At 36.2% G+C, this 22,088-nt stretch carries 18 protein-coding genes; 14 read left to right on the forward strand and 4 right to left on the reverse strand.

The window, feature by feature from the left end; translation table 11 throughout:
* Positions 1 to 333 precede the first annotated feature (333 nt).
* Positions 334 to 1,260, reverse strand: a complete 927-nt coding sequence (gene mnmL, locus AC5LW9_RS04405; protein WP_086327673.1) for a tRNA modification radical SAM protein MnmL/YtqA — start codon at positions 1,258 to 1,260, stop codon at positions 334 to 336.
* Between the two features lie 1,107 nt (positions 1,261 to 2,367).
* On the opposite strand from mnmL, the gene AC5LW9_RS04410 reads away from it, so the two are divergent.
* The 10 genes from AC5LW9_RS04410 (at position 2,368) to AC5LW9_RS04455 (ending at position 11,886) form a co-directional block, all read left to right on the forward strand.
* Complete coding sequence (locus AC5LW9_RS04410) at positions 2,368 to 3,006, forward strand: nitroreductase family protein (RefSeq protein ID WP_493456377.1); 639 nt, start codon at positions 2,368 to 2,370, stop codon at positions 3,004 to 3,006.
* 15 nt (positions 3,007 to 3,021) lie between these two features.
* Positions 3,022 to 4,221, forward strand: a complete 1,200-nt coding sequence (locus AC5LW9_RS04415; protein ID WP_493456378.1) for an FTR1 family iron permease — start codon at positions 3,022 to 3,024, stop codon at positions 4,219 to 4,221.
* A 214-nt stretch (positions 4,222 to 4,435) separates the two neighbouring features.
* Positions 4,436 to 4,999, forward strand: a complete 564-nt coding sequence (locus AC5LW9_RS04420) for an iron transporter (RefSeq protein ID WP_198235557.1) — start codon at positions 4,436 to 4,438, stop codon at positions 4,997 to 4,999.
* 47 nt (positions 5,000 to 5,046) lie between these two features.
* Positions 5,047 to 6,348, forward strand: coding sequence for a Fe-S-containing protein (locus AC5LW9_RS04425; protein ID WP_493456379.1), 1,302 nt, complete (start codon positions 5,047 to 5,049; stop codon positions 6,346 to 6,348).
* 21 nt (positions 6,349 to 6,369) lie between these two features.
* Positions 6,370 to 7,656 carry an ABC transporter permease gene (locus AC5LW9_RS04430; protein ID WP_493456380.1) on the forward strand — a complete coding sequence of 429 codons (1,287 nt, stop codon included), beginning with the start codon at positions 6,370 to 6,372 and terminating at the stop codon, positions 7,654 to 7,656.
* A gap of 17 nt (positions 7,657 to 7,673) precedes the next feature.
* A complete protein-coding gene (locus tag AC5LW9_RS04435; RefSeq protein WP_065737632.1) occupies positions 7,674 to 8,816 on the forward strand; it encodes an ABC transporter permease in 1,143 nt (380 codons plus the stop codon).
* 10 nt (positions 8,817 to 8,826) lie between these two features.
* Positions 8,827 to 9,486, forward strand: coding sequence for an ABC transporter ATP-binding protein (locus tag AC5LW9_RS04440; protein ID WP_039130581.1), 660 nt, complete (start codon positions 8,827 to 8,829; stop codon positions 9,484 to 9,486).
* Positions 9,487 to 9,504: 18 nt separating this feature from the next.
* Positions 9,505 to 9,972, forward strand: a complete 468-nt coding sequence (locus AC5LW9_RS04445; RefSeq protein ID WP_065737631.1) for a DUF4418 family protein — start codon at positions 9,505 to 9,507, stop codon at positions 9,970 to 9,972.
* A 37-nt stretch (positions 9,973 to 10,009) separates the two neighbouring features.
* Complete coding sequence (locus AC5LW9_RS04450) at positions 10,010 to 11,221, forward strand: ABC transporter permease (RefSeq protein WP_086326598.1); 1,212 nt, start codon at positions 10,010 to 10,012, stop codon at positions 11,219 to 11,221.
* Positions 11,221 to 11,886: an ABC transporter ATP-binding protein gene (locus AC5LW9_RS04455; protein ID WP_039130482.1), complete on the forward strand. Its 666-nt coding sequence runs from the start codon at positions 11,221 to 11,223 to the stop codon at positions 11,884 to 11,886. Before AC5LW9_RS04450 ends, AC5LW9_RS04455 begins: the two co-directional genes overlap by 1 nt.
* A 63-nt stretch (positions 11,887 to 11,949) precedes the next feature.
* On the opposite strand, the gene AC5LW9_RS04460 is transcribed toward AC5LW9_RS04455, so the two are convergent.
* Both AC5LW9_RS04460 and AC5LW9_RS04465 read right to left on the reverse strand, forming a co-directional pair.
* Complete coding sequence (locus AC5LW9_RS04460; protein ID WP_493456381.1) at positions 11,950 to 12,531, reverse strand: Maf family protein; 582 nt, start codon at positions 12,529 to 12,531, stop codon at positions 11,950 to 11,952.
* A complete protein-coding gene (locus AC5LW9_RS04465; RefSeq protein WP_065737628.1) occupies positions 12,528 to 12,938 on the reverse strand; it encodes a GNAT family N-acetyltransferase in 411 nt (136 codons plus the stop codon). The genes AC5LW9_RS04460 and AC5LW9_RS04465 overlap by 4 nt, the downstream gene beginning before the upstream one ends.
* Positions 12,939 to 13,158: 220 nt before the next feature.
* On the opposite strand from AC5LW9_RS04465, the gene AC5LW9_RS04470 reads away from it, so the two are divergent.
* Positions 13,159 to 13,587: a universal stress protein gene (locus AC5LW9_RS04470; RefSeq protein ID WP_086326599.1), complete on the forward strand. Its 429-nt coding sequence runs from the start codon at positions 13,159 to 13,161 to the stop codon at positions 13,585 to 13,587.
* Between the two features lie 130 nt (positions 13,588 to 13,717).
* On the opposite strand, the gene rlmKL is transcribed toward AC5LW9_RS04470, so the two are convergent.
* Positions 13,718 to 15,838 carry a bifunctional 23S rRNA (guanine(2069)-N(7))-methyltransferase RlmK/23S rRNA (guanine(2445)-N(2))-methyltransferase RlmL gene (rlmKL, locus tag AC5LW9_RS04475; RefSeq protein WP_198235554.1) on the reverse strand — a complete coding sequence of 707 codons (2,121 nt, stop codon included), beginning with the start codon at positions 15,836 to 15,838 and terminating at the stop codon, positions 13,718 to 13,720.
* Positions 15,839 to 16,409: 571 nt separating this feature from the next.
* On the opposite strand from rlmKL, the gene AC5LW9_RS04480 reads away from it, so the two are divergent.
* The 3 genes from AC5LW9_RS04480 to AC5LW9_RS04490 all read left to right on the forward strand — a co-directional run bounded on the left by AC5LW9_RS04480 (position 16,410) and on the right by AC5LW9_RS04490 (position 22,079).
* Positions 16,410 to 18,938 carry a type VI secretion system Vgr family protein gene (locus AC5LW9_RS04480; protein WP_493456382.1) on the forward strand — a complete coding sequence of 843 codons (2,529 nt, stop codon included), beginning with the start codon at positions 16,410 to 16,412 and terminating at the stop codon, positions 18,936 to 18,938.
* A gap of 63 nt (positions 18,939 to 19,001) precedes the next feature.
* Entirely contained in the window at positions 19,002 to 20,126 is a 1,125-nt protein-coding gene (locus AC5LW9_RS04485; RefSeq protein ID WP_493456383.1) for a hypothetical protein, read from the forward strand.
* A 21-nt stretch (positions 20,127 to 20,147) separates the two neighbouring features.
* On the forward strand, positions 20,148 to 22,079 hold the full coding sequence (locus AC5LW9_RS04490; RefSeq protein ID WP_493456384.1) for a lipase family alpha/beta hydrolase: 1,932 nt from the start codon (positions 20,148 to 20,150) through the stop codon (positions 22,077 to 22,079).
* The last annotated feature ends 9 nt before the right edge of the window (positions 22,080 to 22,088 follow it).

Here is a 22,088-nt window from a genome sequence, read left to right on the forward strand (position 1 = left end):
TATTTTTTGTTATCATGTAATTGACGTGTTAATTGAGGGTAGGAGATAACCTTTTTATTTTGCTTTTTAAATAAAGCAAACACTTCAAATTCACTAACTTTATTATCTATCTTTATTACTTTCATAAACTGGTGTGTATAAACTTCATTTTATAATTCAGCAATTGCATCAATATTAACTTCTAATTCTTTAACAGCTTATTTGAAGTAAACCCATATGTACATCAATTCATTGTATCTTAATAGTTTACATCGATATTTTGTTGATAATTAGTGGCAAAATATTCATTAATAAATTAATTATTACCTGTTTAACTATATCAATGTTATTTTTTTATCGTTTATATTGATAAGTATCACCAATCGCACTACCTTGAACACCAAATTGGCGTAAGTTGTTATCGACAGCATTCATGGATTGCCAATGATTTTCACACCAATCAGGGGCGAGTAAAGTTGGTTTTCTGGCATTGGCTGAAATTCGATGATATAAAATATTAGCGGGAGTTTGTCGAATAATATCACCAGCAATATCCACATACTCCTCTAATGACAATACCGTTAAGCGACCCGCTCGCCATGCTTTTGCCATAATACTGCCTTCAACAATATGCAAAGGATGTAGTTTTAGCCCATCAACACCACTGGTTAACACGCGATCAAGCGTAATTAAACTATCTTGCTTGTTCTCATTTGGTAAACCAATAATTAAATGAGTACATACTTTTATACCAAGTTTACGGGCTTTTTGTACCGTTTGGTGATAATCGTCAAATGTATGCCCACGATTAATATGATGTAATGTTTTATCATTAGCAGTCTGCAAACCAAGTTCTAGCCAAACTTCGTAACCTTGATCTTGATAATGAGCAAGTAAATCTAATGCTTCTTTAGGTACACAATCTGGGCGAGTACCAACACAAAGCCCGACAATATCGGCACTGTTGAGCGCTTCTTGATACATCTTTTTAAGAATTTCAACTTCGGCATAAGTGCTGGTATAAGCTTGAAAGTAGGCAAGATAACGCTTTGATTTTTTCATTTGATGCGCTTGGGTTGCAAGCTGGTCAGAAATAGATTTGACTTGGATAGATTCATCGATAATTGACGCAACATTACAAAAAGTGCAACCGCCAACACCAAGAGTACCATCACGATTTGGACAACTAAATCCACCATGTAACGTTAATTTATAGATCTTTTCTCCATAACGACGCTGTAAGTCAGAGCCAAACGTATTAACTACTAAATGTAATTGCATAACAAACCAAAATAAAAATTTTTTTTATTGTACGAAGATAACCAATGAACATCAAGAACTAACAAAACGTTACTTCAACTGTTCACTTTGTTAAAGTATGGTTTTAATACATTATTTATTATGTCTCTTGATAACGTATTACTGTGCATTGGATAATTGATCCGTTAACTAGATTAATTTTTTATATTTTTATACTGAAACGTAGGCATAACCTGAAACTTTTTAACAAAAATTAGCAAAATCTTGCATAATACAAAAATCCCTGTGTGTACAGGGAACATCGTCTAACACTTCGACTTAACGCTATATAACCCGGTTTATCCCTGTGTGTACAGGGAACATTAAATCATTAAATTTATTATCAGTAATCGAATCGGTTTATCCCTGTGTGTACAGGGAACATTTCATTCTATCAGCAACAATATGATGCTGATCCGGTTTATCCCTGTGTGTACAGGGAACATACCAATTATAACATACTGTTTTATAATTAAAATCTTGACCAACAAATTTCTACCGATTTTTTGGGATATTTTTCATTAAAATCCGAATATATAACACTATGTTTTTATTTGATTAATTAAAACTAATGGAAATTAAAATTAGGTTCTACGGGATTCTACCGATAAATTTATATTTTTCATGCAGTTAAAAAATGGTTAACAATAAAATATAGAATTGCGATTTTTGAATAGCAAAAAATGCTATGTAATATTAACGCCCGCCGATTTATCCCTGTGCATACAGGGGACATGTTTGTCAAAACGGTGAACATATTACGTGGTGCGGTTTATCCCTGTATATACAGGGAACACTCTAATTATAACTTTTTGTTTTATAATTAAAAGTAAGTACATTAAAATTTTTACCAACTTTTTGGTTTGTTTTTTGAGCAAATTGTTTTGATTTAACGAGTATTTTTATTATTGGCATAATTAATGCTATAAAGTTGATGTTAGCGCATCGACCGTTAACGATAACCTTATTGATTATTATGATAATTTTAATTTAGCTTAAAAATGATAATTATTATTATTTGGTATTGATAATTGTGATCATTAGCAATAAGATATCACCACATTATTACCAAAAGGTTAGAGGTATGCTATGCCTTGGGGTTTACGGAAGACCGTTGCTGTTCTATTTTTATCATTGTTTTCTTTATCATTTTGTTATGCCGATATTACCTTACCGACACCGCAAACGAAAGATGGAATGAGTCTGTTTGAAAGTCTAAAAAAACGCGCATCAACGCCAGGTGGTGGTTTCCCTGCTGGGCAAGTAACGGATGATGAATTATCCACAGTACTTTGGGCTGCTAGTGGATTAAATCGTGGTAAGACGGGGTGGACAGTTCCAATGGTGAAAGGTAAAGCTCCTTATGTGCGCATTTACGTTGCAAGTGAAAAGGGGACTTTTTTATATGAGTGGGATGGTCATTATCTGCGTGAAATCAATAAGCAAGATATCCGAGGTGATATTGGTCAGCAAAGCTTTACCAAACGTGCCGCTTATTCATTAATTTTTGTCTCAGATGCAAATGCATTGACAGATATTAAACCAGACGAAGCCACAAACTTCAGTTATACCGCAGTTGGTGCTATGAGCCAAAACGTATATTTAGCAGCGGCTGCTTTAAAATTAAGTACTCGTTATATCCATTCCATTAAGTCAGAAGCAATAAGCCAAGAATTACAATTGCCAAAAGACGATATACCGTTAGGTATGATTTTGTTAGGAAAGTAAAAGGTAAAGGACGTTATGAAAAAGTTTTTTACGTTAGCTTTATTGCTAATTGCTAGCTTGGTTGCTTTTGCACCCTCATCTTATGCTAATGAAAAACAATACAAAAGCTGGAACGAAATTATTGATGAAATGGATGTTATCTTAAATGATGCTTATGATATCTATTTCATGAAAGACGCCGAACGAGCCAAAGCACGAGTCAATAATGCCTATTTCGGTTTTTATGAAAAGCATGGCGTTGAACGTGCAGTAATGTCTTATATTTCAGGAAAGCGCGGAACGGATACCGAGTATCAATTTGCTAAAATTAAGCGATTAATGACCAATGACGCACCAAATAAAACCGTTCGTGCTGAAATTGATGTAATTTTAAAAATGTTACATGAAGATGCAAACGAATTGGATGGTAAAAAAGAGAGTGGTTTGAGTGTCTTTTTTGCTTCATTCATTATTATTTTCCGTGAAGGTTTAGAAGCCATATTGGTGATTGCTGCCATTTCTGCCTATTTAGTGCGTACCAATAACAAACCAATGTTAAAAGTAGTATATATCAGCTCAATGGTAGCCATTTTTGCAAGCATTCTTGCAGCTATTGCCTTGCATACTATTGTAGGTTTAAGTGGTGCTAATCAAGAAATTATGGAAGGTAGCGCGATGTTATTGGCGACTGTTGTCCTGTTGTTTGTCAGTAACTGGATGGTTTCAAAAGCTGAAGCCGAGGCTTGGAAGAGTTATGTGGAAGGTAAAGTACAAACCGCGGTAACTACTGGTAGCAGTTTTGCTTTGGGGTTTGCTGCATTCTTAGCTGTATTTAGAGAAGGGGCTGAAACCATTATCTTTTATCAAGCTATGTTAGCTGATGCCAAAGAACATATGGATATGGTGTGGTATGGTCTGGGTGTTGGAACGATCATTTTAACATTTATCTTTCTTGTCATTCGCTTTGGTGCAGTTAGATTACCACTTAAACCATTCTTTATTTGCACAAGCATGCTTATGTATGTAATGGCGATAGCTTTTGCTGGTGGCGGTGTAAAAGAGTTACAAGAAGCCGATATTATTCCTGTCACACCAGTTGATTTTATACACTCGGTTGAAATTTTAGGCATTTACCCAACCGTCGAAACATTGATACCGCAAGTAATTATGGTTCTTGTTGTAGTACTGTCTGTGATGTACTACAAAAAAGGTGAAAATAATATAAAAGCGCAATAAATTAAAATCCACCTTGTTAAGGCCTAATGATTGAATGGCAAAAGTGGAAAAGTAACAGGCTATTTTTAGTTACCTACATTTTGACTACGCAAAAGATGTACTAAAAAGCAATAGTACTGTTACCAACGGGTAATAACAGGTAGTTAATCAAAAGTAGTTTAAAACGGATCAATAAGATCGTTAAAACACTATTTAAATTGTAAAGGAGTTTTCAATGAAAAAATTAGTTATAGCTGTCGGTATTTCATCAATACTTGCATTATCTTCATTTGCTCATGCAGCAGCACCAGCCCCAGGCGAACAAAAAGGTTTTGAAGAGTTTCCGATCGGTGACGAAGTAACAGTTGGTCCATTACATATTGGCGCAGTATATTTCCAACCGGTTGATATGGAGCCAGTTGGTGTTGGTGGTTTACCAGCATCAAAATCGGATATGCATCTTGAAGCTGATATTTCAGCTGCGGAAGGCAATAAATTAGGTTATGGTGTGGGCAGTTTTGTTCCTTATTTAACGGTAAAATATAAAATTCAAAAAGAAGGCAGTAATAGAACTACCGAAGGTAACTTTATGCCTATGAGTGCCTCTGATGGCCCGCATTATGGTAATAACATCAAACTTGAAGGTGCAGGTAAATATAAAGTAACCTTTATTATTGAAAACCCAGAAAAACAAGGTTATTTATTACATGTAGATAAAGAAACGGGGGTTGAGGGTCGTTTCTGGAGTAAACCTATTGAAGTTTCTTGGGACTTCGATTATATCCCTCGCGCATGGTAATTTGTTGTAAAAAAGCAGTATAATGCTTTTTAAAATTAGGATGATTTATGGCGAGTATTAAGCTCGCCGATCTATATTGTAATAACCAGGCAATGATTATGCTTCAATATCTTATCAACATTACCGACAATACTTTTATTTCTGTAATCATGATTGCACTACTCAGTGCAGTAATTGCCAAATCAAATATCTTCTGTCTTAAAAAAATTATTTCCTTTGGTTTTCTATTAGGATTTATTGCAGCATTAATTTTTGCCATTTTAAAACGTAACACAGGGTTTGCGGTGCGTGAATTTTATGATCTTGGAGTCATTATACCTTGGGTCATTATTGCGTTACCTTTATTAGTTTGCATTTGGATGCAAAAATCTTGGCATAAAACCTTGATTAAGGTTTTATCTATAATGTTATTTGTGCTGGCTAGTGGTTTAATTACGGCACAATGTTTACCGAATTTAATGCTCTATCCGTTCGAATTTGCTGTCGGAATGGAGTCCATTTTTAATAATGAATATTTGTTTAAATGGGTTGGGTATGGATTTGCTCTATTGGTTTGTGTCTTAATTGGTTTATTCACTTATCGACTGTGTGGCAGGTTATCCAATAGGCTAGTTACAATAGTAACAACGCTTTCAATCATTATTTTTACCATTCAAAATGGTATTAATATTATGCAAATTTTAATCGTTAGACGGTTTATTGCTTCGCAGAAATGGATGATGGAATTGGTGATTTTTATTTTAGGTCATGTCAATTTTTTCACATTTATTTTTATGGTAATCTTACTGCTGTTGACGATAGTGCTCTATATCAAATCAAAAACAACCTCGTTAGTGGGTAGCAATCCAGCTCAAATTCGCAAACTTAAATCGCAATTACTTCGAGACAGAAGAACTTCACTATTTTTGATGGCTGGCGTTGCTATTACGGCTTATACAGTGACACGAGCACGTTATATTTTTGAAAAAGGGGTAGAACTTACGCCAGCCGAACCGATTGCAGCCAACGCAAACAATCTAATTGTTATCCCTCTTGATAATATCAATGATGGTAATTTGCATCGTTACGGTTACCAAGCAACCGATGGTACTTTAGTTCGTTTTATTGTGATTAAAAAAAGCGAAAATGCCTATGGTGTAGGCTTTGATGCTTGTGATATTTGTGGTGCAAGTGGGTATTACCAACGTGGTAATCAAGTCGTCTGTATTTTGTGTGATGTAGTAATGAACATTGCCACCATTGGTTTTGCTGGAGGTTGTAATCCAGTACCACTTAAATATGAAATTATTGACGGCAATATGGTGATTCGTCCTGCGCATCTTGAAGCCGAAAAAGGTCGTTTTAAATAAAGAGTATCCAAGGAATAGAGTATGTTTCGTAGAATGTTACTAAGCGTGTTAGTACGCCAAAAAAAGAAGCTCTTTTTAATTGCGCTCACTGTTGCCTTAGGTGTCTCATTAGCCACTGCCATGTTAAATGTTATGTTTGATGTTGGTGATAAAGTTAATCAAGAATTAAAAGCGTATGGAGCTAATCTAAATATTGTGCCTAAAAGTACTGCGTTAGTAAGTGAAATGTATCAGTTGGATAATAATGATAATCAACAAGCGGTGCAATACATCAAACAAGATGATCTCGTTAAAATTAAGATGATTTTCTGGGCATATAATATTGTCGATTTTGCGCCTTATCTTAATGCCCCAGCCATGTTAAACGATAAACCCATTACAATTGTCGGAACTTGGTTTAATAAACACCTTAAAATTCCGACTGGCGATGAGGTTGATACAGGTATGTTAGCCATGAAATCATGGTGGACAATCGAAGGCGATCAGATGACTGATGATAATCTGCAAGGCGTAATGGTCGGTAAATCAGTTGCGAAACAGTGGAATTTAAAATTAGGTGACAGTATTGAGGTTACATCTGTTCTAACAAAACAAAAAATCACATTAACCGTGCACAATATTTTCCATAGTGGTGGCGCTGAAGATTCACAATTATTTGTATCCCTCCCAATTGCGCAGCAGTTAGCTGATAAAAATGGACTGGTTGAACGTGTTGAAGTAAGTGCATTAACCACCCCTGAAAACGAATTGGCTCGTAAGGCCGCGCAAGATCCTAACAGCTTATCACGCACCGAGTGGGATACATGGTATTGCACTGCTTATATTAGTTCAATCGCTTATCAACTAGAAGAGTTAATGCCAGATGTCCGCGTTAAAGCCATTATGCAAGTGGCGGATTCAGAAGGTTCTATTTTACAAAAAACGCAGTTATTGATGTTATTGTTAACCATTTTATCCTTAATTTGTTCCGCATTAGCTATTTCAAATTTAGTGACAGCAAATGTGATAGAACGCAGTACCGAAATTGGTTTACTTAAAGCACTCGGCGCAACAAATAGTGCTGTTGCCTTGCTCATTTTAACCGAAATCTTAATTATTGCCTTAATGGGCGGTGTTTTGGGTTACTTTATTGGTCTTGGCTTTGCGCAGATTATTGGTCATACCGTATTTGGTTCGTTTGTCGAACCTAAAATGATTATCGTTCCTTTAGTGTTAATAATGGTTACCTTAATTACATTTTTAGGTAGCTTACCTGCGCTGCGTATTATGATGTTTTTACGCCCTACTGATGTACTGCATGGTCGATAAGGGTAAAGGTAAATCTGATGATTAATAAAAATCGACGCTTTATTATTAAAACCATATTGAGTTCGCTCATTCGTCGTCGCTCTCGCATTATCATTGCACTTTTAGGCGTGGCGATTGGCGCAACGGTATTATTAGGCATGGTTACGCTCTGTTTTGACATTCCAAGACAGATGGGGCAGGAGTTTCGTTCTTATGGAGCGAATTTATTATTAATGCCCGCGAATAATCAGCCAACTATGTCAATGACTGATGTACAAAAAGCAGTAAGCTTACTACCACAAGACAAATTACTTGGTGTCACACCGTTTCGCTACGGCGCAGTGCGCGTTAATCAGCATCCTTATACCATTGTCGGTACTAACTTTAACCAAGTTACCAAAACCAGTCCTTATTGGCATATAGAAGGCAGTTTGCCACAAAAAACACATGAAGTGATGATTGGGACCGATATAGCTAACTTTGCCAATTTATACGTTGGCAGTGAAATATCCATTTCGGGTAAATCTAAACAAGATTCTCGTTTTGATGAAGAGTTAACTATTACCGGTATAGTTAAAACAGGTAGAGCTGAAGATAATTTTATTTTTGTCGATCTGCATGATTTAGAACAATTCTTTGAAGAGAGTGATCAAGCTGAAGTTGTTGAAGTCAGCATCACAGCATCACAAAATGAGTTAAAGGACTATATAGATACCATTAAAAGTCAATCAACCACAATCGAACCCCATTTAATTAAATGGGTGACACAATCAGAAACCTCAGTATTAGGTAAACTGTCATCACTCCTTTATTTAGTGACCCTTGTGGTTTTAGTTCTCACTATGATTTGCGTGGCAACCACCATGATGACGGTTGTAATGGAGCGCCGTAAAGAAATCGGTCTTAAAAAAGCCATTGGAGCTAATAATAAAAGTATCGCTAAAGAGTTTTTAGCCGAGGGATTAGTTCTTGGTATTACTGGAGGGATTATTGGGGTAATTTGTGGACTTATTTTTGCTCAGGTAATCAGTTCTAATGTTTTTGGTCGTTCAATTATTATTGAATTTTATTTGATACCAAGTACCATTTTAATATCAGCAATTGTGACGGTAATTGCCTGTTTAATTCCGGTTAAACGTGCATTAGATGTAGAGCCAGCATTAGTATTGCGTGGCGAATAGGATGTAAAGTATGAATATACTCGAAGTTAATAATGTATCTAAGATTTATGGTTCTCTTCATGCCTTATCAGATGTGAATTTAGTTGTAGAAGAGAGCAAATGGTTATCCATTATGGGACCATCGGGCAGTGGCAAAACGACCTTGATGAATATTATTGGTTGTATGGATAAACCATCTTTAGGTTCAGTCATTTTAGATGGACAAGATATCACCCAATTATCTCTACCCGAATTAACCGAAATCCGCCGTGATAAAATCGGTCTTATCTTTCAACAATTCCATTTAGTGTCTTATCTAACCGCACTCGAAAACGTAATGGTTGCACAATATTATCACAGCATGGTCGATGAAAAAGAAGCCATGCAAGCGCTGGAAAGGGTTGGACTTGCTGCCCGCGCTAAGCACTTGCCAAATCAGTTATCAGGCGGGGAACAGCAACGTGTATGCATTGCCCGCGCCTTAATCAATTATCCAAAATTAATCTTAGCCGATGAACCTACTGGTAATTTAGATGAAAATAATGAAGCAATGGTTATGAATTTACTGCATCAACTGCACGAAGAAGGGAGTACTATTATTGTTGTGACTCATTCACTTGAAGTATCAAAACATGCTCAAACAACCGTTGTACTTGAACATGGCAAGGTTGCCCGAGTAATTAATAATTAATATTTAAGGTTTTAAATTATGCAAAATCGTGTTGTTTCATCACTCATCTATATCATTATTGGCATATTATTTATTTTATTTCCTCTGTATATTTTACCCGTCTGCCCACATGAAACCGTTAACCTATCAACTGCAACAATGCAAGGTCAAGTAGAACATGTGCATACGGGTGTTGGTAAAATTATGAAATGCTTTTGGACAGGCCGAGCTGAAGTTGGCGTGGGCAGTTTGATTATTGCAATTGGCACCTTAATGCTATTTTGTCGTAAAATTTTTCTGCGAATGGGATTAAGTATGGCGATTGCTTGCATTTCATTATTTGCTTTGGCTATTCCGACCATTTTAATTGGCGTATGTGATAATCAAATGATGCGCTGCAATATGGGTGCTAAGCCAGCACTCGTTTTATTGTCATTGTTATTATTTATTATTGCGCTGGTGAATACTTTCTATCTTAATAAAGCGGCCAGAAGAAGCATATTTTAAAGATATACAATCTTTAATAAAAAATAGGATCTAAAACATGCAAGAACAACCCATCACCATGGCTAATTTGGCTTGGCAAAACATTCAACGGCGACCATTTCGAAGTTGTTGTTTGATTATCATTGTTATGTTGTTTTCTGCCACACTTTTTGGTGGTAGCGTGATTATGAAAAATCTCAGTTTGGGAATTTCTGGCATGGCTGATCGTCTTGGTGCAGATATTTTGGTTGTTCCATACGGTTATGAAAAAAATCTAGAAGTGGCCTTATTACGGGGTGAACCAAGTAGCTTTTATTTAAAAGTTGATTTGATTGATAAAATCAAAAATATAAAAGGAATACAAGCAATATCACCCCAGCTTTTTATCGCTTCGCTCAGTGCAGGTTGCTGTACTTCAAAAGTGCAACTAATTGGTTTTGATCAACAAAGCGATTTTGTGATCAAACCTTGGTTGCAATCGCAACTTACTCAGCCACTTACTGATAACCAAGTAGTAGTTGGATCGAAAATTAGTTCAAATATTGGCGATGAGGTCATGTTTTTCAATCATCCTTTCAAAATAGCAGCCAAAATGGATAGTACGGGGATGGGTTTTGACACTTCGGTATTTATGACTATGCAAGCAGCACACACTTTAATGAAAGAAGCTGAATTAGTGCAAGGCGATATCGATCATTTTGCGGATTATGCTTCTTCCATTTTTATCAAAGTCGATCCTGATTATCAGCCTAAAGATATTGTTAATCAAATCATGCCCAAATACGCCATCGACTATCAACTTGATTTTGTTATGACTAAAGGTATGTTAAGTAATATTTCCAAATGGTTAAATGGCTTTTCGACTATTGTATATAGTTTATCGGCAATTTTTTGGGTATTAGCAATAGTGATTATTTTTGTCATCTTCTCGTCAAATTTAAATGAGCGCAAGCGCGAAATCAGTTTATTGCGTATCTTAGGGGCTTCACGTCGAGATTTAGTAAAAATGCTGCTGCGTGAATCTTTAATTATTAGTGCATTAGGTGGCTTAATGGGCATTGTATTAGCTGGTGTATTGCTCTATGCGTTTAGCTTATTAATCTGCCAAACCATTGGTTTGCCATGCATTAATCTTTCAGTGATTGATGCGTTATGCTATGCAGTAGTGGTATTGGCATTAACCATAATTATTGGACCATTATCAAGTATCTATTCAGCTTTATCTATGACTAAGTTTGATACTTACAGCACGCTCAGAGAGGGTGAATAATGTTACTGAATGTTCGAAATTTGCGTAAAGATTATCAACGTGGTCAACAAACTTTTGCAGCAGTAAATAATGTCAGTTTCAGTATGCAATCAGGTGATTTTAACTGCATTATGGGTAAATCAGGTAGTGGTAAAACGACGCTTTTGAATATGATTGCGGGTTTATTAACACCAACACAGGGGAAAGTAACCTTTAATGATGTCAATCTATTTGAATTAGATGATCAGCAAGTATCGGCTTTTCGTAATCAGCATATTGGTTATATTCCTCAAGGCAGCAGTTTACTCCCTAATCTTACCGCGATTGATAATATTCGCTTACCTTATTACTTAACTAAGCGCCCAAATAAAAGTAGCTTCAGTTATGCGAAAAGTTTGTTGGAAAAGGCTAAAGTCAGTTATTTGCAAGATGTTTATCCAGCCAATATGTCAGGCGGTGAAATGCGTCGTATTGCCATATTACGTGCATTAATTTGCCAGCCACAAATCATCATTGCAGATGAACCCACCAGCGATCTCGATGAGGAAAGTTCTACTGATATTATGCAACTGCTAAAAGAAATTAACCAACAAGGTACTGCGTTATTGATTGTCACTCATGATAATGATGTAGCAAGTTATAGCCAAAATATCATGAAAATGTCGGCAGGGCGGTTTATTGATTAAATTAGTCAATGCTCACTGACTTAATCTTAAGTGAACACTGACTTATCCATTTTGCCTCACTGGCTAAAGCAATAAGGGATTACAGCCCATTTCAATCATTATTTTATTAAGCTTTAACAGGGGCAATCCGACTAATGAATTAATATCATCTCCCTCTAACTTATCAAACAACGTTATGCCGAGTTCATCACATTTAAAACTGCCAGCACATTGTAGCGGCATCTCTTTAGCAATATAGGCATCGATTTCAGAACTACTGAGTTGCCGAAAGGTGACTTTAAACCGCTCACAAAGAGTAGTGGATTGACCGGAACGGGTATTAATAACCGTCATCCCTGTGTAAAAATAGAATGTTTTGCCACTGCTATTGGCAAGTTGTTTGCGAGCATTTTCAATAGTATGAGGTTTGCAAACAATTTTTCCCTCTAGAACCCCTACCTGATCTGAGCCAATAATTAAACTGTCTGGGTATTTATCGACTAATGATTGCGCTTTCAGATTCGCTAAACGTACCACTAACTGCTCAGCAGACTCACCCGCAAGCGGTGTTTCGTCACAAATAGGCGGAACACATTCAAAAGGGATAGCGAATTTTTCAAGTACTTTTTTACGTGATAGCGATGTTGACGCTAAAATGATTCTCATATTGATTTATCTCTTAAAATCCAAGCGGAAGGATGAGCATTAAATCCGATATGTCCATAATAATCAACCGCACTTGGTGCAGCCAGTAAAGTTATCGAGCAATTTTCATGAGTATTCTTTTTTACTTCTTTAATTAATTGTTTACCAATACCTTGTTTTTGATAATCTTCATCTACAGCGAGATCGGCCAAATAAGTTATATATACAAAATCCGTTAAACAACGCGCTATACCAATTAATTTATCATTATGCCAAGCGGTTATAACTAAGTTAGCATTATCTAACATAGCTTTAAATCGAGTTGAATCGGTAAGAGGTCGGCGTTCGCCTAGTGAACAGTGACGATAAAGTGCAATAGCTTGTTCAAGTTCCGGTTTGATGTCTGAACGGTAAATAATACTACTCATGGTGATCTCCGTCATGAAATGAGTAAAAAAAGGTTTCATTTTTCTAAATTGGTTTTAGGATATTATAGTAAGCATCAACTAACTTAACTATTAAAAATAAAAAAATAAACCCAAAATGAGTATCATAATAATCAAATGCCATGATCCTTAAACCATATGACTGTTAGACCGTATTGTCAAAGATCATTTATCAGGTTTTATTTAGCGAGGGGGTAGTTTTATGTACAACAAAATTTTAGTACCGATTGATGTGCTTGAAGATGAGTTAACCCAAAAAGTCATCCCACATGTCGAATGTTTGGCAAAATTATCAAATGCCGAGGTGATCTTCTTCCATACCTTGCCAGTAGCGTCAGCAATTGTGAATGCTTACTCATTTGGTTTTGATGAATTTAAAGATAAAGCAACTGTACAAACTGAACAGTGGTTACGTAAGTTAATGGCTTCTATTAATTTACCCCAAGAAAAATTGTCGTTTTCTATTGCGTTTGGTAATCCAAGAGATGAAATTCTTCATATTGCGGAAGAATTAAAACCCGACTTAATTATATTAGGATCACGTCGTCCTAATATTACCACTCACTTACTGGGATCGAATGCGGCAGGTGTAGTCCGTAGTGCGCAAACGTCAGTTCTAGTGGTTCGATAGTTGCGAGATTTATTCTTTAAACTAAAACGAGGAGCGAATAACTCCTCGTAAGTAATTTATAATCTGATGCTCTTAGTAAATAACCTAAAAATCCACATCAATACAATCTATGCAGATGGACGACATGCATTTACTTTTGCTGTTGGACAATAAAACAGCAGTGAATTTGTTTATTACGTTTAAAGTCCAAAGATAACGTTTTATTGGTGATATCTTGATAAGTCAATCCAAGGTTTTGCATACCAATGTTATCCATTTTAAAACCCCGTTTATTGTTCGAAAACACAATAATGCCATTTGGTTTTAATAACCGTTTTAAATTCGCCATTATTTTTAAATGATCACGTTGAACATCAAAAGTATCACTCATTCTTTTAGAATTTGAAAATGTAGGTGGATCAATAAAGATTAGATCGAACTGATCATCACTATGTTCTAAATACAATAAACAATCAGCTTGAATTAAACGATGCTGTCTACCTGTTAATCCATTTTGTTTTAGATTACGATCGGCCCATTGTAAATAAGTGCGTGACATATCAACTGTCGTAGTTGACTTAGCGCCACCTAGACCCGCATAAACCGTTGCACTACCGGTATAAGCAAACAGATTTAGAAAATCCTTACCTGCACTCATTTCACCAATCATTTTGCGTGCTAAACGATGATCTAAAAACAGCCCTGTATCTAAATAATCGGTCACATTTACCCAAAACTGAGTTTTGCGTTTATTAATGGCATACTCATGCACCAAAAAATAATCCTGTTTTTGGCTCAATTTTTGATATTGCTGTTTGCCTTTCTGCTTTTCACGCGTTTTTAAAACTAATTGATCGGCAGTGAGTTCTAGCACTGACATAGTGGCGTTAATAATATCAAATAGCCGTTGACGAGTTTTTTGTGGATCGATATTTTTAGGTGCTGCATATTCCTGTACGACTACTTTATCTTTATAACGATCGATAGCAACATTGTATTCAGGTAAATCGGCATCATAAAGGCGATAACACTCTAGCTGTTCTTGTGCAGCCCACTTTTCTAGTTTTTGCTTATTTTTTCGTAAACGATTAGCAAAATCAGCCGCTGGCAATATTGGTGTGCTGACTTGTTCGCTAGATCGTTGTGCAATAGTATAATTTTTTTGTACACAATCTAACGGACCATTCTTCGCTTTAAATTGTCTTTCTGCACGCATTTGTAAACAGTCTAACAATTGAGGTGCGCCACTAAATAACGAAAGTCGCCAGCCACCAAAATATTGCTTAATTTGACGACCAAGTGCTGTGTGCAAGGCAACAAGAGCTGGCTCACTTTCTAATCTTTCGCCATAAGGTGGATTACTAATTATTGTACCTGTTATATCATTAGGCAGTGGATTGGTTAACTGTGTTACATCCTGTAATGCAAATGTAATCAAATCGCCTACACCCGCTTGAACGGCATTTTGTTTTGCACGCTCTAACACAACGGTATTATTGTCGTAACCGATAAATGGTATATTCGGTTTGCTAATATTGTGTTTAGCGGCAAATAATAGTTCATTCCACAATATTGGATTAAAGCCTTTCCAAGCAAAGAATCCCCAATGTTTACGTAATAAACCCGGTGGAATTTTAGCAGCAATCATCGCTGCTTCGATTAGTAGTGTCCCAGAACCACACATAGGATCGATTAATGGCGTGTCCATCTGCCAGCCTGAGCGCATAATAATTGCAGCAGCTAAGTTCTCTTTTAATGGCGCTTGTCCAGTTTGCTGACGATAACCACGTTGATGCAAACTATTACCACTTAAATCTAACGAAAGTGTTACACGGTTCTTATTTAAATAAGCATGAATACGAACATCAGGATCTTGCTTAGCCACATTAGGGCGCTCGTTAGTATGACGAGAGAAGTGATCAACAATCGCATCTTTAATTTTGAGTGCACCATATTGGCTATTACGGATAAAATCGTTTACACCAACAAAATTAATCATAAAGGAGTTATCAGCTGCAAAAATATCTGGCCATTTAATATTAAATACGCACGAATAGAGATCTAAATCACTATAAATATCAAACTCTGCAATTGGCAACAATATACGCGATGCCAGACGCGACCATAATAATGATTGATATAATGTCTTTTCATCCGCATCAAAAAAGACACCCCCTTGAGCAATTTTACAATCGACCGAACCTAACTCTTCTAACTCTTTTTTCAATAACTCTTCAAGCCCGCGTGACGTGCTGGCAAATAGTGTTTTCATGCATAATCCACTTAACAATAAAATTGAATGCATTATAGCGAGTTATTTTTATTGTGGGAAATAAAGGATAATCCTTTTTTAGGTCTTAAGGATTTTTGAGTATAAAAACAGTAAATTTTGTAAAAAATATTCAGGAGTCTATACCGTTTGCCGATTGTGTTTTGCTGTAATTTATTTTTAATTCTTATTGTTAACCACTGACTTCTCATGAGTAATTTACAGTTTGATGATCTTGGTAAATAACTCAAATCCATATCAATACGATCTATTATAAATTGTATTTATTATCAACATTAATTTCAGAGCATTTATAAATCAGTGTGCAAGTCTAATTAACTGATTAATTAATATATTTTAATATGACCATCTAAAAAATAAAAAGCCGAATTAATTACTCAGTTTAATCATTATCTACAATAAATAAAAATTAATAAAAGTTAATAAAAGTTAATAAAAAAATAATTGACTCGTTTAAAAAAAATACTTAATTTATATCACTCAGATTATCGTTAATAAATATCTGTGTTTTTGAAAAAGATCAATTTTGCTGTTACAAATTAAGGATTGAAGTATGAGCACAATGGAGCAGCTCGGCGATAGCTTAACTTCGCTTTCTGGACACTTATCACACAATAACTATTCGTTGTCAGTTGATGGATCCGACGCATTATCAAACATTTCTGTTGTATCAATTAAAGGTCAAGAGCGGTTAAATGAACCTTGGCAATATCAGATAGATTTCACCAGCGAAGATAAGCAAATTTCAATTGCATCCATGCTCAGCCAAGCCGCCTCCTTGACTTTTCACCCTAACCAATCACCGCTACAAGTGACACAAATCAGCTCATTTGATCATGTAGCCAAAACAAGAAAGCTTTACGGGATAATCACAGAATTTAGTTTAGTCTCAATCAGCGAAGATGAAGCACGTTATCGGGTGAAACTGGAACCTAGAATGGCATTACTTGCAAATCACCACCAAAGTGCCATTTTTCAGAATAAGAGTGTCATCGATGTGGTCGATGAAGTGTTGCGAAATCACAATTTTATCGGTATTGATTTTCGTTTTGAGTTAAAAGACACCTATCCTGTACGAGAATTTATTACGCAATGGCAAGAGAGTGATTTAAATTTTATACAGCGTTTGTTGGCAGATGTGGGTCTTTACTTTTACTTTGAAACGCATCCGGAGCACCATTGTGATGTGATAGTGATAAGCGATTATGAAAAAGGGTATGCTGATGGTGGTAAAGTGACCATCAAGCAACCGAGCGGCCTCAATGACCGTTTTCGCTACAGTGTCTGGGATTTACAATTCAGCAGTAAAACTAAACCAAGTCAGGTCAGTGTTAACGATTATAACTATCGGATGTCCGACAGCAATCTTTACAGCAGTGACAACAGTCAGCCCAAAGATATGACAATGCGAGGCGAAGACTATCGGTATGAAGAGCACCACAAAACCCAAGGTGATATACAGACAGTCGAAAGCGGCAATTGGTATGCGCGTATTCGGCATCAACATTATGTAAGCGAACAATTTATTCTAACGGGACAATGTAATGCTTATGAGCTTATACCGGGACAGTTAGTGATTATAGAGGGTTGCCCGATAGCTGAGATAAAAGACGGTGTGGTGATTGTTGCAACCGAATGTTATGGTGACCGAACCGAATCTTACCAAACCCGCTTTACTGCTATCCCTTATGATGCTCTTAAACCGTATCGACCGGCACCCTTACCTTGGCCACAAGTGAGTGGCACTTTACCAGCCCGAGTGACCAGTAAAGATGATGATACGTACGGTTATATTGATACGCAGGGTCGTTACCGAATTAAATTCAATTTTGATTTAAAAAATTGGCAAAAAGGTGAGGAAAGTTTATGGGTCAGACTGGCAAAACCATATGCCGGTGATACGTATGGTTTTCACTTCCCTTTGATAGATTCAACAGAAGTTGCAATTGCGTTCACCAATGGTAATCCAGACCGCCCGTATATAGCTCATGCCATGCACGACAGCAGTCATCCTGACCATGTTACGACAATCAATAAACACCGTAATGTGATACGCACGCCAGCGAATAATAAATTGCGAATGGACGATAAACGAGGTCAGGAGCATATTAAACTGGCAACAGAATATGGCAAAACCCAACTCAATTTGGGGCATTTGGTGGACAGTGAAAAAACGAAACGAGGAGAAGGTTTCGAACTGCGAACCGATGAGTGGGGCGCAGTGCGTGCTGCTAAAGGTATTTTTATTACTGCCGACAAACAGTATCAAGCACAAGATTTACAACTTAATATGCAAGAGGCCAAAGAGCAGCTTGATAAAACATTAGATTTAGTCTCTGCCTTACAAGATGCTGTTAAACATGCAGAGGCTGAATTAGCCGATTTAGAAACACAAAAAAAATTGATAATCGAATCCATTGAAGAATTTAAACAACCCTCTATTTTGATGTCTTCACCAAAAGGGATCGCCCAAGTTACACCTGAAAGTGTGCAGATAGCTGCAGGTGAAAATATCATGTTGGCAAGTCATCAACATACTGATGTCAGTGTTTTAAGAAAATTTACCGTTGCAGCGGGTGAAATGATCAGTTTATTTGCTCAAAAAATGGGAATTAAACTTATCGCTTCACATGGCAAAGTTGATATACAAGCACAACATGATGAAATGTCATTACTGGCGGAAAAAGATTTGTCTATAAGCAGTCAAAAAGGTCGTACTGTTATTTCAGCTCAAAAAGAACTTATTTTAACGTGTGGTGGTGCTTATATACGACTAGCTGATGGCTCAATAGATATTGCTGCACCGGATAATGTCATTTGCCATTCAGCAACATGGCAAAAAACTGGTCCGGATAGTTTAAGCCAAATGTTAAATGAACGCCAAAATACAAATTATCATTTTAACTCACAATTATTATGGAAAAATGACAATACACCAGTAAAAAATCAGCGAGTTAAAATTATTCGTGCCGATGGAAGTGAAATTGATGCTATGACGGATGAAAATGGCAAATTACCAAAACAGTTTGCCGATTTTATTGAACCAATAACAATCGTTCTTGCACCCCAAAAAGACAGTTAACAATTGAATCAAACGGGATGATTTAACTCATCGCAATAATAGGAATAGATAAGGATATATGTTATGGGATGGAATATTCCTCAACCATTAACACACAGACAGATAAAAAAAACACCCTATTTATTATGGGGTATAGGGTTGGTGTTGTTGGTCTTACTCAGTTTTGTACTAATGCTTCTGCTTTTTGAAGATACTGATGACTCATTGGTGTGGTTCTGTTCCATAATTCTACCAATAATACTCTGGTCTATTCCATTTACGATTAATCTGTCAATGCGTTATTCAGATGCCGTGTATAATGAGGAAATAACAGCGATTAACAAGCAAACTACCGAACAATGGCAAGCTTGGAGCAAGCAGCAATTACCGATTTTTGCCAGTCACGTCATCTGTGCCGAGCAAGATGGCGTTAAGGTACTAACAGGTGATGTCAACAAAATTCCGCTTTATCCAGCAAAAGCGCGCCCGCTATTTAATGCTATCAAATCAACTCAACCTTATTGGTTTTTAGATGAAGTTATGCAGAGTTTAGAGCAGCAAAGTCCCAACTATCGTCGGTACTTAACACACATTTATCTTCCTCAAAAATTAATGAAAGATGACGAATTACAAAATGCAATTTTTGAACGATGGGATTTATATCCTGAGCCTATAATGGATTATAACGCATGGATAACCGAATTGTATCAACATTCAGATGATATCGAATTGTCATTAATCTTAACCTGTCAATATACCTCTTCGATGTATTCTAAGCACAGTCAATTTATTAGTGCATTATTGCTTGGTGATGAATCACTGATTTTAACTAAAAAATTAACGGCCAAATCGTGGTTAGGCAGATTATTGATATCGGAACAAGATTTATCAGCTGATCTAGAACAATTATTGACGTTAACTCAGCTTCCATCGGCCAATATAAAAGATATATGGATATCAGGGTTAGACAAAAAGAACCGTATTGCACTTGCGATAACAACCGAACAGCTTGCCATAGGTAATGGTAATGAGCAACTGCTCCATGATATTGATTTAACTTTTGCAAAGCCAAGCGATTTAACTCACTATTTTACTTTAGGACTCGCAAATGGTTGTATTGCTCATCATGGGGGAGAGCAATTGGCGATTGTCGAATATGCACAGCATATTTATTTGCAATTAATTACTTCTCAAAAAATGACATCATAAATAAAAGAATAAGGATATAAAATGGACAATAATTGCCAAAGTGAGATATTTAATACGAGACCACGTTCAAATGAGGATGTGGTACAAATGCATATTGAAAAAGAGCGTAAAGTGATACCAATTATTTTACTGCCTGGCGTGATGGGAAGTAATTTAAAGTTAAAATCTGTAAACGGTGATAACAATTCGCGCAAAGTTTGGCGTATAGATACTCCGCTTAATATGACCAAATGGTTATTACCCATATTAGGTAATGCAAAGAGAAGGAAGTGCTTATTAGATCCTAAGAAAACAGAAGTAGATGATCGAGGTAGAGTAATTGAGGCCGCTTCTAAAGAAATTTCATCTTTACAATCTACGTATAATCAAAGATCTAATGATGAGGAAAGCAGCATAGATTTAGACGAAGAAGGTAAAAAAGCAGATGAAAATCATCCAGAAAATAAACTTTTTGGTACGCGTCGGGAAAGGGGATGGGGAACCGTCGGTTACTTCAGTTATGGCGTATTTTTAGATACTTTTCAATCTTGGTTATATCAACCTACCGGAGAATTATCACTTAAGTTGCAAAGTTTAACAGAGGCTCACTCATTTAAGTTAGCCTCCACAGAAAAAACCACGCTTACATTTGATGACGACGATATTAAAAAACTTGAGAATTATGATTTTCCGCTTTATGCGATGGGTTATAACTGGCTAGAATCTAATGAAAAAAGTGCCAGACGGTTACAAAAATTAGTTGAAGAAACGATCCCTGCTTTCTACAAAAAAAAGGGTAGAGTTTGTGATAAAGTAATTTTAATGACCCACTCTATGGGGGGATTAGTGGCGCGTTATTATACGGAAGTTTTGGGGGGGTGTGAAAAAGTATACGGTGTGATTAATGCCGTTCAACCCTCTATTGGAGCAGCAGCGGCGTATACCCGAATGAAATGTGGTAATCAAAAGAATTTTTTTATAGATAATGTGTTAGGCAAGGATGGAGCCGAAATGACAGCAGTTTTGGCTCAAGCTCCAGGTCCATTGCAGTTATTACCTGGCATTGAATATGGTGACGAATGGCTGACCATTACTTCTCCTAAACATAAGATTGATAAATACCCTGTTTATAAACAAGATTCTGAACAAAATCTTATATTAGATCCTTATAATGATATCTATTTAAATAAAAAAGAATGGTGGTGTGTTTGTGAACCGCATTTAATTAATCCATTTAATAAAAAACATAATAAAGAAATAATGGAATCAGACTGGGAACAATATGAAAATATTATAAAGCATGATGTAAAAAAGTTTCATCAAGAAATTAGTGGGAAATATCATCCTAATACTTACGCATTTTATGGGGTGGATGTTAAAGCAGTGGATGCGGAGAAAAGAAATGAAAAAAAAGAAGAGAAAGATAGAGAACCAATAATAATAGGAGAAGAATTTTTAACCTATGATGAAGTAAATTGGTATGGAGAATATAAAAAAATAGATTTTGAATCAGGAATTAAACGACCATCTGATCAATATATTGGTGATAAAAATAGATTGAATTTGCGAGAAAAAAGAGCGAAACGAACGATTGCTATAGAGACTAAAAAACGCGAAAAAGGTGAATCTGAAGCAGAAAGCAATCAACAAGGTAATATTGATTTTCAAGTAACGTATAATGCTGAATGTTACACATTAGAACCTGCAAAAGCCAATGGTGACGGTACGGTTTCACGACGCTCTGGCGAAATAGATCCTACAAAAGGCAATGGTGACGGTATGGTTCCACGACGCTCTTGCGAAATTCCAAAAAATCCAAAAGAATCCCTACGTGCACTGACTTATCTTGCTGTTGGGCATGAATCAGCGTATAAAAAAAGTGAGGAAGCGCGAGATTTTGCTCTACGGGCAATAGTCGATATTATAGTGAAGATTGTCAAGGTTGAAGAAAATGGGCAACAGGTTAAAACTTGATAAAAAGTA

The organism is Gilliamella sp. LMG 34360 (assembly GCF_984568995.1).

Excerpts from the sequence above, each read along its gene's own strand:
- AC5LW9_RS04425 (WP_493456379.1), top strand. The coding sequence starts at position 5,047 with ATGGCGAGTATTAAGCTCGCCGATCTATATTGTAATAACCAGGCAATG.
- AC5LW9_RS04480 (WP_493456382.1), top strand. The coding sequence starts at position 16,410 with ATGAGCACAATGGAGCAGCTCGGCGATAGCTTAACTTCGCTTTCTGGA.
- AC5LW9_RS04430 (WP_493456380.1), top strand. The coding sequence starts at position 6,370 with ATGTTTCGTAGAATGTTACTAAGCGTGTTAGTACGCCAAAAAAAGAAG.
- AC5LW9_RS04455 (WP_039130482.1), top strand. The coding sequence starts at position 11,221 with ATGTTACTGAATGTTCGAAATTTGCGTAAAGATTATCAACGTGGTCAA.
- AC5LW9_RS04440 (WP_039130581.1), top strand. The coding sequence starts at position 8,827 with ATGAATATACTCGAAGTTAATAATGTATCTAAGATTTATGGTTCTCTT.
- AC5LW9_RS04450 (WP_086326598.1), top strand. The coding sequence starts at position 10,010 with ATGCAAGAACAACCCATCACCATGGCTAATTTGGCTTGGCAAAACATT.
- AC5LW9_RS04445 (WP_065737631.1), top strand. The coding sequence starts at position 9,505 with ATGCAAAATCGTGTTGTTTCATCACTCATCTATATCATTATTGGCATA.
- AC5LW9_RS04460 (WP_493456381.1), bottom strand. The coding sequence starts at position 12,531 with ATGAGAATCATTTTAGCGTCAACATCGCTATCACGTAAAAAAGTACTT.
- AC5LW9_RS04420 (WP_198235557.1), top strand. The coding sequence starts at position 4,436 with ATGAAAAAATTAGTTATAGCTGTCGGTATTTCATCAATACTTGCATTA.
- AC5LW9_RS04465 (WP_065737628.1), bottom strand. The coding sequence starts at position 12,938 with ATGAGTAGTATTATTTACCGTTCAGACATCAAACCGGAACTTGAACAA.
- mnmL (WP_086327673.1), bottom strand. The coding sequence starts at position 1,260 with ATGCAATTACATTTAGTAGTTAATACGTTTGGCTCTGACTTACAGCGT.
- rlmKL (WP_198235554.1), bottom strand. The coding sequence starts at position 15,838 with ATGAAAACACTATTTGCCAGCACGTCACGCGGGCTTGAAGAGTTATTG.
- AC5LW9_RS04435 (WP_065737632.1), top strand. The coding sequence starts at position 7,674 with ATGATTAATAAAAATCGACGCTTTATTATTAAAACCATATTGAGTTCG.
- AC5LW9_RS04485 (WP_493456383.1), top strand. The coding sequence starts at position 19,002 with ATGGGATGGAATATTCCTCAACCATTAACACACAGACAGATAAAAAAA.
- AC5LW9_RS04470 (WP_086326599.1), top strand. The coding sequence starts at position 13,159 with ATGTACAACAAAATTTTAGTACCGATTGATGTGCTTGAAGATGAGTTA.
- AC5LW9_RS04490 (WP_493456384.1), top strand. The coding sequence starts at position 20,148 with ATGGACAATAATTGCCAAAGTGAGATATTTAATACGAGACCACGTTCA.
- AC5LW9_RS04410 (WP_493456377.1), top strand. The coding sequence starts at position 2,368 with ATGCCTTGGGGTTTACGGAAGACCGTTGCTGTTCTATTTTTATCATTG.
- AC5LW9_RS04415 (WP_493456378.1), top strand. The coding sequence starts at position 3,022 with ATGAAAAAGTTTTTTACGTTAGCTTTATTGCTAATTGCTAGCTTGGTT.